Origin of the sequence: Nocardia wallacei (assembly GCF_029868745.1) — a bacterium.
GTDB lineage: Bacteria > Actinomycetota > Actinomycetes > Mycobacteriales > Mycobacteriaceae > Nocardia > Nocardia wallacei_B.
Genome location: NZ_JARWOP010000221.1, coordinates 15093 through 28841 on the forward strand (window position 1 = coordinate 15093; position 13749 = coordinate 28841).

At 69.6% G+C, this 13749-nt stretch carries 13 protein-coding genes and 1 pseudogene; 8 read left to right on the top strand and 6 right to left on the bottom strand.

All coding sequences use genetic code 11. The features are described 5' to 3' along the window. Positions 1–39: 39 nt before the first annotated feature. A complete protein-coding gene (locus QH470_RS18580) occupies positions 40–741 on the top strand; it encodes a DUF2334 domain-containing protein (protein WP_280273653.1) in 702 nt (233 codons plus the stop codon). A 30-nt stretch (positions 742–771) separates the two neighbouring features. Here QH470_RS18580 and QH470_RS18585 read toward each other — a convergent pair whose 3' ends face one another. Beyond that, positions 772–1542, bottom strand: a complete 771-nt coding sequence (locus tag QH470_RS18585; protein ID WP_280273654.1) for a LysE/ArgO family amino acid transporter — start codon at positions 1540–1542, stop codon at positions 772–774. Between the two features lie 74 nt (positions 1543–1616). On the opposite strand from QH470_RS18585, the gene QH470_RS18590 reads away from it, so the two are divergent. Next, the gene (locus QH470_RS18590) at positions 1617–2513 is read left to right on the top strand and encodes a LysR family transcriptional regulator ArgP (RefSeq protein ID WP_280273664.1); all 897 of its coding nucleotides are present in this window, start codon (positions 1617–1619) and stop codon (positions 2511–2513) included. Positions 2514–2642: 129 nt separating this feature from the next. Here the strand turns inward: QH470_RS18590 and gad are convergent. Next, positions 2643–3929 (bottom strand): annotated as a pseudogene (gad, locus tag QH470_RS18595) (glutamate decarboxylase); the annotation flags it as partial. 71 nt (positions 3930–4000) lie between these two features. Beyond that, entirely contained in the window at positions 4001–4651 is a 651-nt protein-coding gene (locus QH470_RS18600) for an MBL fold metallo-hydrolase (RefSeq protein ID WP_280273655.1), read from the bottom strand. 95 nt (positions 4652–4746) lie between these two features. On the opposite strand from QH470_RS18600, the gene purS reads away from it, so the two are divergent. Next, positions 4747–4983, top strand: a complete 237-nt coding sequence (gene purS / locus QH470_RS18605) for a phosphoribosylformylglycinamidine synthase subunit PurS (RefSeq protein ID WP_280273656.1) — start codon at positions 4747–4749, stop codon at positions 4981–4983. Then, positions 4980–5657, top strand: coding sequence for a phosphoribosylformylglycinamidine synthase subunit PurQ (gene purQ, locus QH470_RS18610; protein WP_280273657.1), 678 nt, complete (start codon positions 4980–4982; stop codon positions 5655–5657). The genes purS and purQ overlap by 4 nt, the downstream gene beginning before the upstream one ends. A 4-nt stretch (positions 5658–5661) precedes the next feature. On the opposite strand, the gene QH470_RS18615 is transcribed toward purQ, so the two are convergent. Both QH470_RS18615 and QH470_RS18620 read right to left on the bottom strand, forming a co-directional pair. Beyond that, entirely contained in the window at positions 5662–6732 is a 1071-nt protein-coding gene (locus QH470_RS18615) for an ABC transporter substrate-binding protein (RefSeq protein ID WP_280273658.1), read from the bottom strand. A gap of 26 nt (positions 6733–6758) precedes the next feature. Then, the gene (locus QH470_RS18620) at positions 6759–7817 is read right to left on the bottom strand and encodes a substrate-binding domain-containing protein (RefSeq protein ID WP_280273659.1); all 1059 of its coding nucleotides are present in this window, start codon (positions 7815–7817) and stop codon (positions 6759–6761) included. A gap of 46 nt (positions 7818–7863) precedes the next feature. Here QH470_RS18620 and QH470_RS18625 point away from each other — a divergent pair, with 46 nt between their 5' ends. Both QH470_RS18625 and QH470_RS18630 read left to right on the top strand, forming a co-directional pair. Beyond that, positions 7864–8301: a MarR family winged helix-turn-helix transcriptional regulator gene (locus QH470_RS18625; RefSeq protein WP_187686458.1), complete on the top strand. Its 438-nt coding sequence runs from the start codon at positions 7864–7866 to the stop codon at positions 8299–8301. A gap of 189 nt (positions 8302–8490) precedes the next feature. Then, a complete protein-coding gene (locus tag QH470_RS18630; protein ID WP_280273660.1) occupies positions 8491–9783 on the top strand; it encodes a M18 family aminopeptidase in 1293 nt (430 codons plus the stop codon). Here QH470_RS18630 and QH470_RS18635 read toward each other — a convergent pair. Further along, on the bottom strand, positions 9738–11039 hold the full coding sequence (locus QH470_RS18635) for a glycosyltransferase 87 family protein (protein WP_280273661.1): 1302 nt from the start codon (positions 11037–11039) through the stop codon (positions 9738–9740). The two genes, QH470_RS18630 and QH470_RS18635, sit on opposite strands and share 46 nt — an antisense overlap. A gap of 160 nt (positions 11040–11199) precedes the next feature. Here QH470_RS18635 and purL point away from each other — a divergent pair, with 160 nt between their 5' ends. Both purL and QH470_RS18645 read left to right on the top strand, forming a co-directional pair. Then, positions 11200–13494, top strand: coding sequence for a phosphoribosylformylglycinamidine synthase subunit PurL (gene purL, locus QH470_RS18640; protein ID WP_280273662.1), 2295 nt, complete (start codon positions 11200–11202; stop codon positions 13492–13494). A 26-nt stretch (positions 13495–13520) separates the two neighbouring features. Further along, on the top strand, positions 13521–13749 hold a 229-nt coding region (locus QH470_RS18645; RefSeq protein ID WP_280273663.1), incomplete at its 3' end, for a hypothetical protein.

A 13749-nucleotide genomic window follows, 5' to 3' on the forward strand; every position in this document is an offset into this window, starting at 1 on the left:
GGGTGTGGTTGGCAGCACCGAAAGGGGGTACGCGCCACTATGCGTGCACAATTGCTGGTCTCGGTGTCGGGCATTCGGGACACCACCAGGGAAACGGCCATGGCCTTCGCGGCCGAGATGGATCGGCGCGAGGTCCCGCTGTCACTGCTGGTCGCACCGCGACTGAAGAACAAGTACCGGCTCGCCGACGACGCGCGTACGCACGAGTGGCTGCGCGCGCGCCGGGCGGCGGGCGACGCGATCGTCCTGCACGGCTACGACCAGGCCGCCACCAAACGCCGGCGGGCCGAGTTCGCGACGCTGCCCAAACACGAAGCGCGACTGCGGTTGACGGCCGCCGATCGTGTTCTCGAGGGTGTCGGCCTGCGGACCCGGCTGTTCGCGGCCCCGCGCTGGAACTCCTCGGAGGGCGCGCTGGCCGCGCTGCCCGACGTGGGTTTCCGGCTGGCCCTCGGGCTCACCGCTCTGCACGACCTGGAACGCGGTGTGACGCAACGGGCTTGGGTGCACGGTATCGGCGAGGGTTTCCGCGCCGAACCGTGGTGGTGCCACGCCCTGGTGATGAGTGCCGCGCGCACCGCCCGCCGCGGCGGCATCCTTCGGCTCGCCGTCTCGGCCACCCAGCTCGATCGCTCCGGCCCGCGCCAGGCAGTGCTCGATGCGATAGATCTCGCGCTGTTCCACGAGGCTGTCCCCGACACCTACCGCTGGGAGCCGCAGGCCCCCGCGCGCGCCGCCTGAGTCTCGCTGGGCGACAGCGCTTTTCGTACCTCATCGGACGAGCAGGCCTACTCCGAGGGCGAGCATGATGAGCGCGATGACGGAGTCCAGCACGCGCCACGCGGCGGGGCGGGCGAACACCGGGGCGAGTAGGCGGCTGCCGTACCCGAGGGTGATGAACCACAGGACACTGGCGATCATCGCCCCCGCCGCGAATGCCCAGCGGTCCCGGCCGTAGGTGTTGCCGAACGAGCCCATCAGGATCACGGTGTCCAGGTAGACGTGAGGATTGAGCCAAGTCAGCGCCAGGCAGGTGAGGACGGCGCGGACGAGGGTCGACCGGTCATCGGTGTTGCGCGGGTGCGTCGGCACGACCGATGCGGAGAGGGTGGAAGCACCTGCTGCCCGGGGTTCGGCGGGCGCGGTGGCGACATCCACAGTGCCGATCGTGTTGCCCATGCTCGCGGTGTCGACCGATGCCGCGGCGTCGGATGGGCTCGGCGGGACTCGAGGGTCGGGGGCGGTGCGGAGGGAGCCGGGGGACAGGGCCCGTCGGACCGCGATGGCGGCATAGCCGAGGAGGAAGGCACCGCCGACATAGTGGACCACTTCCATGAGGACGGGTGTCGTGGTCAGGAAGGCGCCCGCGCCGCCGATGCCCGCCGATATCAGGACGACGTCGGAGAGTGTGCAGACCGCGATGACGGCGAGAATGTGCCCGCCGCGGATGCCTTGGCGCAGGACGAACGCGTTCTGCGCGCCGATCGCCACGATCAGCGACAGCCCGAAGCCCAGACCCGGTAGCACGGCGGAGACACCCACACCCGTCGACGCTAGGGATATTTACGGTAATCAGACAAGCTGAAGTTTTTCACTCATCATTAGAATTTCTTCATATGGATCTGCAACTCGACCAGCTCCGCGCCCTCGATGCCGCGGTCGCCGAGGGCACGCTGGAGGCCGCCGCCCGCCGGCTCCGGGTGACTCCCTCGGCGGTGAGCCAGCGCATCAAGGCCCTGGAGGGCACGGTCGGCCGGACCCTGCTCCAGCGTTCGAAACCGGTGGGCCCCACCGAATCCGGTCTCGCCGTGTTGCGCCTCGCCCGCCAGATCGAACTGCTCGTCGGCGACACCGCTCGTGAATTGGGCGCCACCGCAAGCGAATCGGTCGACAGCGACGGCCGGGTCCGGATTCCTGTGGCGATCAACGCGGATTCACTGGAGACCTGGGTGATGCCCGCGCTGGGCCGCGCGCCGGCCGGGGTCTGCTTCGAAATCCACCGTGAGGACGAGGAACACACCACCCGGCTGCTGCGCGACGGCACCGTCATGGCGGCGATCACCGCGACCGCGCAGCCCGTGCAAGGGTGCCGGGCGGAGCGGCTCGGCGCGATGCGCTACCGCCCGATGGCCACCCCGGAGTTCGCCCGCACCTGGTTCCCCGACGGTCCCACCGCCCGCGCCTTCGCCGCTGCCCCGGTCGTCCTGTTCGACCGCAAGGACGACCTCCAGGACAGGCTGATGCGCCGCCGCGCCCGCCGCCCCCTCGACCCGCCCCGCCACTACATCCCCTCGTCCACCGGCTTCGCCGAGGCCGTCCGCCTGGGCCTCGGCTGGGGCATGCTGCCCGACGTACAAACCACCCGCGACCGGAGATCCGGCCACCTGCTTCCCGTCGCCCCCGACCTGCACATCGACGTCCCTCTCTACTGGCAGCAGTGGCGCTTGCACTCCCCGACCCTCACCACCATCGCCGCCCTCGTCGCCGCCGCGGCCACCGAATCTCTCCGTTGACCCGGCTATCTGCGGAGGGTCCAGCGGAGGGCCGCGGTGCTCACTTCGGGGGGTGGCGCTGTGGGTGAAGCCGCCGGCTTCCGCGCGGCCGAGGGGGACCGTGGGCGGATGGGTGGTGAGTTGAGTGAGGGCTCGTCGGATGTCGGTCAGGAGGAGGTCGGCCATGTCGTGACTGAAACCGTGGCGGACCAGGGCGCGCATGATGGTCTCGTCCTCGCGGTCGGCGGGGAGCGGGTAGGCGGCGACCAGCCAGCCGCGGGTGCGCAGTCGGTCGGAGAGGTCGTAGAGGTTGAACGGCTGGTCGCCCGGCAGTTTCCACGACACCGCCGCGATTCCCCGCAGCGGGTCGCCGTCGTGAATCATCTCGAACGGCCCCATTTTCTCGATGCCCGCCGCCAGGTGTCGCGCCACCGAGTGCGTCGCCGATTGCACGCGGGTATAACCGACTCGTCCGAGCCGGATGAATTCGTAGTAGGACGTGACGACCTGCCCGCCGGGACGGGAGAAATTGAGGTTGAAGGTGGCCATGTTGCCGCCCAGGTAATCGACGTCGAAGACCAGTTCCTCCGGCAGGTCCGCGGCCGTGCGCCAGATCGCCCACCCGGCGCCGAGCGGGGCCAGGCCGGTCTTGTGCCCGGAGGCGTTGATCGACTTCACCCGCGGTAATCGGAAGTCCCACACCAGTTCCGGTGCGGTGAAGGGAGCGAGGAATCCGCCGCTGGCGGCGTCGACATGGATCGGAATGTCCAGGCCTGTCCGCGCCTGTAGATCGTCGAGCGCCTGGTTGATCCCCGCGACGTCCTCGAAGAGGCCGGTGAACGTTTGCCCGAATGTCGGCACCACCATGATGGTGTTCTCGTCGCAATGGGCGGCGATGTCGTCCGGGTGCAGTGTCAGCCGGTCGCCGCGCAGCGGTACCTGCCGGATATCGACGTCGAAATACCGCGCGAACTTTTCCCACACCACCTGCACCGGCCCGCACACGAAATTCGGAATGCCCTTCCCGCCGCGTGCGCGCCAGCGGAACTTGGCCGCCAGCCCGCCGAGCATGGCGGCCTCGCTGGAGCCGGTGGTGGACGTGCCCCGCGTGGTGGCCGGGTCGGGCGCGTGCCACAGGTCGGCAAGCATTCGCACGCAGCGTCTTTCCAACTCGGCGGTCTGCGGATACTCGTCCTTGTCCACGATGTTCTTGTCGATCGACTCGTCCATCAGGCGCCGGGCCCGGTCGTCGACCCAGGTGGTGCAGAAGGTCGCCAGATTCATCCGGGCGACGCCGTCGAGCAGCAATTCGTCGTGGACTATCTGATAGGCGGCTTCCGCGAACATCTCGCTATCGGGAAACGTGTTCTTGGGCGCCCCGGCCTCGAGTGCGGGTTGCGCGAACAGGTCGTCGGGTGCGGTGGAATCGTCGGGCATATCGCCTCCTGGCGCTGGTGTAGACCAGTTGCCGTGCGTTCGCCAGCATGGCACAGGGGCGGGGCTGTCCGCTAGACGGTGAAGTCGGCGTGATCCTCCGCCTGGATCACCGTGAATTCGGTATCGGCCGGGCGCATTTCGGACAGCCGCCCGAAGTAGATGCCCTGCGCGTCCGGCGTGATGATCCCGTAGTGGACGGGGAAGGCGACCCGCGGACCGACCGCGCGCAGGTAGTCGACGGCCTCGCTGATCTTCATCCACGGCGCGACCGCCGGTGTGGCCAGCACGCCGACCCGCACCGGCGGCACCCACAGCGAATCGCCCGGATGCACGAACTGCGCCGGATCGTCGGCGGTGCCGAGCTGGAAAACGGTGTTGTCGATGACCGGAAGCTCGGGGTGGATCACCGCGTGCCGTCCCCCGCCGCCGGTGATCCGGAGATCCCCGAGGGCCAGTTGCCGCCCGGCGGGCACCGCCTCCCAGGGCTCGCCGCGCGATTGCGCGGTCTGTGGATCGCTGAGCAGCCGGGCGCCGGGGTTCTGCTCGATCAGCGTCTCGATCCGGTTCGGGTCGATGTGATCGGGATGCTGGTGGGTGATCGCGATCGCGTCGAGCCCGGTGATGCCCTCGAACCCGTGTGAGAACGTGCCCGGATCGAAGAGCACCTTCGCGCCGTTCAGCTCGACCAGAACGCAGGAGTGACCGAAGTGGGCTATGCGCATGTGTTCACCGTAACTCCGCGCGCCCCGGCGAGCCGGGCGCGCACCGCCCCGATTAGGCTGTTCAGGTAATCCCCCAGCAGCGTGAGGAGCAGCGCGTGGCACGTGTCGTGGTCGAGGTGATGCCGAAGGCCGAGATCCTGGATCCGCAGGGTCAGGCCATCGTCGGTGCGCTCGGACGCCTGGGTTTTCCCGGTGTCTCGGATGTGCGGCAGGGCAAGCGATTCGAACTCGACGTGGACGACAGCGTGGGCGACGCCGAGCTGGCGAAGATCGCCGAGGGGCTGCTGGCGAACACCGTGATCGAGGACTGGAAGGTGGTTCGGCTGCCATGAGTGCGCGGATCGGGGTCATCACGTTCCCGGGCACCCTGGACGATGTCGACGCCGCGCGTGCCGTGCGGCTGGCGGGCGCCGAGGCCGTGAGCCTCTGGCATGCCGACGCTGATCTCAAGGGTGTCGACGCGGTCGTCGTCCCCGGCGGCTTCTCCTACGGCGACTACCTGCGCGCCGGCGCCATCGCGCGTTTCGCGCCGGTGATGGGCGCGGTCGTCGAGGCGGCAGGGCGCGGTCTGCCGGTGCTCGGCATCTGCAACGGCTTCCAGGTGCTGTGCGAGGCCGGTCTGCTGCCCGGCGCGCTGACCCGCAACGAGGGCCTGCACTTCGTCTGCCGCGACGAGTGGCTGCGGGTGGAGCGCACCGACACCGCCTGGACCTCCCGCTACGAGCCCGGCGCGCAGATCCTCGTCCCGGTCAAGAACGCCGAGGGCCGCTACCAGGCCGCCCAGCCGGTGCTCGATGAACTGGAGGGCGAGGGCCGCGTGGTCTTCCGCTACGCCGGTGACAACCCGAACGGCTCGCAGCGCGATATCGCGGGCATCTCCTCCGCCGACGGCCGCATCGTCGGCCTGATGCCGCACCCGGAGCACGCCACCGAACCGCTGACGGGCCCGAGCGACGACGGGCTGGGCATCTTCCTGTCGGTCATCGACTCGCTGGTCTCGGCCTAGCCGCTCAGACCCGTAGCAGCACCTCGAATTCGGTGCCGTTGGCCCGGAAGATCCGGACCGGTTGCTGCAACTGGTCGCCGCGCAGCGTGAACTCCCCGGCGGCGTGCTCGAACACCATGCCGCTGTCGACCCTGGTGTGAATGCGTTCCACCTCGCTGGATCCGACCGTGGCGAGCATCGCGCGCAACGTGTGCAGGGATTGGTAGATGCAGGTGGCGAAGCGGCTGAACGAGGGCGCGAAACTGCCGTGCAGCCGCCGGTAGCGTGCGATTCGTTCCTGATCGGGCCGCAGGCGCGGATCGGGGATCACGCTGGAGGGCACATAGAAGTTGTCGTTGGCCGCCGGGCCACCCGCGGCCAGCAGGTTCTCGTCGGCGGTCGGGCCCGTCCGGAACTGCCGGTCCGCGCGGCCGCCGGCGGCGAAGGCGCGGTTGAAGCGGGCCGCGTCGCCGCCGACCAGCAGCACGATCACTCCGTCGGCTCGGTCCAGGCGCGGATCGGTCAGGGCCTCGTCGTAGCTCGCGCACCCCTGCGGGAAGACGAAATCGGCCACGATCGTGTGCGGCCGGTCGAGCATCCGGTGCAGCGCCGGGATCATCCGCCGGGACCAGATGTAGTCGCTGGCCACGACGGCCCAGCGATGCGCCCCGAATTCCCGGTACAGCCAGTTCAGCGCCTCCACGGTCTGCGCACCCGGATTCTCACCGATCATGAATACCCCACGGCGAGAACCGAATTGGCCGTCGTCGCCGATCCCGAACAGCGCGGGCACCCGGCCGTCCACGGCGTGCACGACACCGGCGCGGACATCGGGCATGGGGATTCCGGTGACCGCCCCGACCATGCCGGTGGCGAGGAACGCCGCGACCTCGCGGGCGATCTCGCCCGGCGAGTTGCCGCCGTCGACAGTCGTGATGCGCACCTCGCGGCCGAGAACCCCACCGGCGCTGTTGATCTCGGCCTCGGCGAGCCCGGCGGCGGCCTCGCAGGACGGGCCGATTATCCCGCCCGAACCGCGTAGCGGTACGACATTGAGGATCTCGAAGGTGTCGGAGTCCTCCGCCAGCCTGCCCATATCGAGAGTTTACGCACCGTTCGAGATCAGCTGATGCGGCCCAGTATCCGGAAATCCACGCCCTCGGCCCGGGCGATCTGCGCCGACTGCACGGCCTGATTGCCCCGGAACCGGCATTCGCCCGACGGGGTCTCGAGCACCGCGCCCTCGGTCAGCGCCGTGTGGATGCGCGGCACATCGAAGCCGCCCACGGTCTCCGCGACCGCGCGCAGCGTGTGCATCGCCTCGTAACCGGTATTGCCGAAGTAGGTGAGCTGCGGCGCGAACGGGCCGTGCAGCCGCCGATAGCGGTGCACGCGTTCGGAATCGGGGAAGAACGACGAGGAGACGAAGAGGTTCTCGTTGGCCTCGGCGCCGGCCGCGAGCAGTACGGTCTCGTCGACGGCCGGGCTGACCCGGACCTGCCGCGCGGCCCGGCCGGTGTGCGCGAACTGACGATTGAATCGCGCCGCGTCGGAGCCCACCAGCAGCATGATGACCCCGTCGGCCCGGTCCAGGCGCGGGTCGGCGAGGAACTCCGCGAAGTCGGCGGTGCCCAGCGGCACGAAGTGTTCCAGCACGAGCGATGCCGGATTCGCCAGGGCGGTGTGCACGGCCGCCGCGGTCGCGCGGGGCCAGATGTAGTCGTTGCCGATGAGGGCCCAGCGGCGGACGTCGTATTCGCGGCGCAACCACGCCATCGCGGCCAGAATGTGCCCTTGCGGATCCTCGCCGATCATGAGCACCCCGGGCATCTCGTCCGGCAGGCCCTCGTGGATGGTGGCGAAGAGGTACGGCACCCGGCCGTCGGCGGCCCGGGCCACGGTCCGGCGCACGGCCGAAATATGCCAGCCCGTGATCGCGTGCACCATCCCGGTCGCCAGCAGTGCCGAGACCTCGCGCGCCACCTCGGCCGGGGCGCGCCCGCCGTCGATGGTGGTGACCCGCACTTCCCGTCCGAGAATTCCTGTGCCGCCGTTGATTTCATCGACGGCCAGGGAGATTGCGGCATCGACCGAGGGGCCGATAATTCCACCGGACCCCTGTAGTGGGACGATGTCGAGAACCTCGATAACATCGTCCGGGGTCTCGCGCGAGGCGAACATTCGGTACCCTTCTTCTCGTCAGAGCGAAAATGATGGGCGGGAAAATATGTCGACCATTGTAGGCGGATTTGCGACGCTGCATGGAGCGCTGCGGGCCGCCGAACGCAGTTGGTTACGTCACCTCGATGCGGCATTGTGTGCCAGGCAACTTTCGGCCGATCAATGGGCGATGCTGTCGAAATTGTCCGATCAGGTGGGCGTCACGATGAGCGAGCTGGCCGCCCGCGCGCAACTGCCACCCTCCTCGGCCACCCGCCATGCCGATGCGCTCGCCGAACGCGGTCTGATCTTCCGTATCGCCGCCGAGGACGACCGCCGCCGCATCCTCATCGGCCTGACCAAGCGCGGCACGGAACTGGTCGAGTCCGTGCGCTGCGAGGAGAGCCGGGCCGAGGAGGAATTGCGCAAGCGGATCGGCGCGCGCAGCCATGCCGAACTGCTGCGGTTGCTGGAAATGGTGACCGACGTGCCCGTTGCCGACTGAACTAATAGTCAATCATCCTATGTTTTCGACGCCCGAAAAATTGCGTCATTCGGGTCCGAATATCATTCTCGCGCGAAATTTTATTTCGCCGGTCGAGTGCCGTCCGGAGTTCTCTCGGAGGGGTGGTGACACAAGTCCCCGGGGTACAGGACGACCGGCCCTGGCCCGGCGGGCTCTAGGATCGCCGGTATGACGGTCTCGACCACCGCGACGGCGTCCGGGCTGTGTGCCTTCGTCGACGCCTCGCCCTCCCCCTTCCATGTCGTCCGCACCGTCGCAACGGAATTGACCGCGCACGGCTTCACCGAACTGCCCGAGCCACGGCCGTGGAGCGGCGGCGCGGACGGGCGATACTTCGTGGTGCGCGGCGGTTCGCTGCTGGCGTGGGCCGGGTCCGCCGCCGACGCGGCCGCGCACCCCTTCCGAGTGGTCGGCGCGCACACCGATAGCCCGAATCTGCGGGTCAAGCAGCATCCCGACCTGGCCGGGTCGGGCTGGCAGCTGGTCGGGCTGGAACCCTACGGCGGGGCCTGGCTGAACTCCTGGCTGGACCGCGAGCTGGGAATCTCGGGGCGGCTCACGATCCGCGACGGCGACACGGTGGTCGAGCGGCTGGTCCGCATCGACGAACCGCTGCTACGGGTGCCGCAGCTGGCCATCCATCTGTCCGAGGACCGCCGCGGCGTCAGTCTGGACCCGCAGCGGCACGTCAACGCCGTCTGGGGGGTCGGCGGCGAGCCGCGCTCGTTCCTCGCCTACGTGTCCGAGCAGGCCGGGATCGACCCGGACGCGGTACTGGGCTGGGAGCTGATGACCCACGACCTGTCGCCGAGCCGGCTGATCGGCCGGGACAGTGACCTGCTCAGCGCGCCCCGCTTGGACAATCAGGGCACCTGCTACGCGGGCCTGCACGCCTTCCTGGCCGCCGCCGACCAACCGGGCGCCGCGACGCCGGTGCTGGTGATGTTCGATCACGAGGAGGTCGGCAGCCAGTCCGACCGCGGCGCGCAGTCGGATCTGCTGCCCGCGGTGCTGGAGCGGATCGTCCTCGCCCGCGGCGGCGGCCGCTCGGAGTACCTTGCGGCGCTGGCGGGTTCGATCTGCGCCTCCGGGGACATGGCGCACGCGACGCACCCCAACTATCCGGAGCGGCACGAGCCCGCCCACCGCATCGAGGTCAACGGCGGTCCGGTGCTGAAGGTGAACCAGAATCTGCGCTATGCCACCGACGCCGTCGGCACCGGAGCGTTCGCGCTGGCGTGCGCGCAGGCCGGGGTGCCGTTGCAGCGCTACGTGCATCGCGCCGATCTGCCGTGCGGATCGACCATCGGACCGATGACCGCGGCCCGGACCGGCATGCCGACCGTCGATGTCGGGGCGCCGCAGCTGGCGATGCACTCGGCTCGGGAACTGATGGGCGCGGCGGACGTGTGGTCCTACTCGGCGGCGTTGGCGGCGTTCCTCACCCCGGGCGGCCGGTAGGCCAGCGCGCCGATCGCCAGGATCGCGAAGGTCACCAGCACGTAGCTGCTGCCGATCAGCTGCTCCCACAGCGACCAGCGGGCCTCCTGATCGTTCTGGTGCGGCAGCAGCCAGTGCGGGCCGACGAAGAACATGACAGTGATCGCGGCGAGGACGCCGGTGTAGACGCGGCCGCGTCGAGGATGTTGCGGCGGAAGGCCGTTCGCGCCGCGCGTGGTCTGCGCGGCGACCGCGGTCAGCAGCGCCGGCGCCACCCACACCCAGTGGTGCGACCACGAGATGGGCGAGATCAACAGCACCGCGGCGGCGTTCACCAGCAGTGCGGAGATCTCGGCCCCGGCGTCGAGCAGCCGCTTCATCCACAGTGCGGCGAGCCCGACGGCGATGAGCGACATGATGATCCAGATCAGCGTCGCCGCGTCGTCGGAGACCCCGAGCCGGAAGGCGAAGCCCTTCAGCGACTGATTACCGGCATAGGAGGCCGGGCCGATGCGGTCGGTGTCCCACAGCGTGTTGAACCAGTACTCCGCCGAATCCTGCGGGAACAGCAGGAATCCCAGGCCGACCGCCCCGATCGCGGAGAGCACCAGCGTGATCGAGGTGCGCCAGTCTCGGCGGATCAAGAAGTAGAGCAGGTACGCGCCGGGAATCAGCTTGACCGACACCGCGATTCCGATCAGCATGCCGCGCGGCCAGAACGGCTTGCGCACCAACGTGTCCAGTGCGATCGCGGCCATCAGGATCAGATTGATCTGCCCGAAATTGAAGGTCTGGCGCACCGGTTCGGTGAGACCGAGAACGGCTACGGCGCCGATCACCAGCGCCAGCCTGGTCGGACGGTCCAGGCTCGGACGTAATCGGAGCAGCGCCAGCCACAGCGTGATTCCCAGGCTCGCCAGCGAAATCACCAGTACCAGGGCCTCGGCCGCGCCCAGCGGCATGACGGCCAGCGGCGTGAACAGCAACGCGGCCAGCGGGGGATAGGTGAACGGCAGACCGATCCCGCCCGACTTCGGCATCGGACCGTAGAGGTCACCGCCGTCGAGCCAGACCCGGGCGCCGTTGCGGTACACCTGCAGGTCGATGTAGCCATGCCATAGCTTGAAGACGAAGGAAATAATCGCCGACAACGCGAACAGGGCAATTGCGATCAGTAGCAGACGTAGCTGACGAGTTGTCAGACCTGCTGTGAGGGCCCCCTCGGAGGCAGTTACCGGCGCTTCGTCCGGATCCGCGACCCTGGATCGATCTGTCACTTGATCAGCGTATCCCGGCACCGGTCGGCTGCCTGGTCGGGTGGGGTTTGCCACACACTAGACTGGGCTCGTCTCCCCGCCCGCTCGAGCCTCACGTCGCACCCGGCGCCGCTGCCGGTTGCCCGTCGTATGCCCGGCCGAAAGGACCTTGGTACCCACCGTGACTGTCCCCGTCGACACCGTCAGCGCCGCCGCAGCCACCCCGGATACCCCCCAGCCCTACAAGGAACTGGGCCTGAAGGACGACGAATACGCCCGCATCCGGGAGATTCTCGGCCGCCGCCCGACCGATGCCGAGCTGGCGATGTACTCGGTGATGTGGAGCGAGCACTGCTCCTACAAGTCCTCCAAGGTGCACCTGCGCTACTTCGGGCAGACCACCACCGACGAGATGCGCCGGGCCATGCTGGCCGGCATCGGCGAGAACGCCGGCGTGGTCGACATCGGCGACGGCTGGGCGGTCACGTTCAAGGTGGAGAGCCACAACCACCCGTCCTACGTCGAGCCGTATCAGGGCGCGGCGACCGGCGTCGGCGGCATCGTGCGCGACATCATGGCGATGGGCGCGCGGCCGATCGCGGTCATGGACCAGTTGCGTTTCGGCGCGGCCGAGCATCCCGACACCCGGCGCGTGGTGGACGGCGTGGTCCGCGGCGTCGGTGGCTACGGCAATTCGCTGGGCCTGCCGAATGTCGGCGGCGAGACCGTCTTCGACCCGTCCTACCAGGGCAATCCGCTGGTGAACGCGCTGTGCGCCGGGGTGATGCGGGTGGAGGATCTGCACCTGGCGTTCGCCTCCGGGCAGGGCAACAAGATCATTCTCTTCGGCGCGCGCACCGGGCTCGACGGCATCGGCGGCGTCTCCGTGCTGGCCTCGGACACCTTCTCCGGCGACGAGTCGGGCACGGGGCGCAAGAAGTTGCCGAGCGTGCAGGTGGGCGATCCGTTCGCGGAGAAGGTGCTCATCGAATGCTGTCTGGAGCTGTACCACGCCGGGCTGGTGGTCGGTGTCCAGGATCTCGGCGGGGCCGGATTGTCCTGCGCCACTTCCGAACTCGCCGCGGCGGGCGACGGTGGCATGCACGTCGAGCTGGACCGGGTGCCGTTGCGCGCGGCCAATATGACTCCGGCGGAGATCCTTTCGAGCGAGTCGCAGGAGCGCATGTGCGCGGTGGTGACGCCGGAGAACGTCGACGCCTTCCTGGATGTCTGCAAGAAGTGGGACGTGCTGGCCACCGTGATCGGCGAGGTCACCGACGGTGACCGGCTGACGGTGAGCTGGCACGGCGAGACCGTGGTGGACGTGCCGCCGCGCACCGTCGCGCACGAGGGCCCGGTCTACGAGCGCCCGGTGCGGCGTCCCGACGAGCAGGACGCGCTGATCGCCGATGTCCCGGATGCGCTGGCGCGTCCCGGAACCGGCGACGAACTGCGCGCCACCGCGCTGAAACTGCTCGCCAGCCCGCAGCTGTGCAGCCGTCGCTGGATCGTCGAGCAGTACGACCGGTACGTGCGCGGCAACACCGTGCTGGCCGAGCACGCCGACGCCGGTGTGATCCGCATCGATGAGGCGTCCGGCCGTGGGATCGCGCTGGCCACCGACGCGTCGGGCCGCTACACCAAGCTCGACCCGTACACCGGCGCGCAGCTGGCGCTGGCCGAGGCCTACCGCAATGTCGCCGCCACCGGCGCCACCCCGAAGGCCGTCACCAACTGCCTGAACTTCGGCTCGCCGGAGGACCCGGGCGTGATGTGGCAGTTCCAGCAGGCCGTGCGCGGACTCGCGGACGGCTGTGTGGCGCTGGGCATTCCGGTCACCGGCGGCAACGTCAGCTTCTACAACCAGACCGGGCAGACGGCGATCCTGCCGACGCCCGTGGTCGGCGTGCTGGGTGTCATCGACGATGTGCACCGCCGCATCCCGACCGGGCTGGGCACCGAGCCGGGCGAGACGCTGATCCTGCTCGGCGAGACCCGCGACGAATTCGGCGGGTCGATCTGGGCGCAGGTCGAGCACGACCACCTCGGCGGCGTGCCGCCGCGGGTAGACCTGGCTCGCGAGCAGTTGCTGGCCGAGGTGCTCACCGCCGGCTCTCGTGACGGAATGATCAGCGCCGCCCACGATCTCAGCGAGGGCGGCCTGATGCAGTCGGTCGTGGAGGCCGCGCTGGCCGGCGAAACCGGTTGCCGCATCCTGCTTCCCGAGGACGCCGACCCGTTCGTCACGCTCTTCTCCGAATCGGCGGGCCGCGTCCTGGTGGCCGTCCCGCGCACCGAGGAGACCCGCTTCACCAAGATGTGCACCGCCCGCGGCCTGCCGTGGGCCCGCATCGGCGTGGTCGACCAGGGCTCCGATTCCGTCGAGGTCCAGGGCCAGTTCACGGTGACCCTGGCGGAGTTGCGCGAGACCTTCGAGGGCACGCTGCCCAAGCTGTTCGGCACACACGCGAACTGAATCTCGTCATCCCGGGTGTCGGCGAGTTGAGTCTCGTCATTCCGGCGTGGGGGGGGGGGGGGGGGGGGGGGGGGGGGGGGGGGGGGGGGGGGGGGCAGGGGCGGCGGGGGGAGAGGGGCAGGGCGCGGCCGGCGGGGGGGGGCGGCGGGGGAGGGTGGGGGGGGGGGGGGGGGGGGGGGGGGGGGGGGGGGGGGGGGGGGGGGGGGGGGGGGGGGGGGGGCCCGCCGGCCGGGGGGGGGGGGGGGGGGGGGGGGG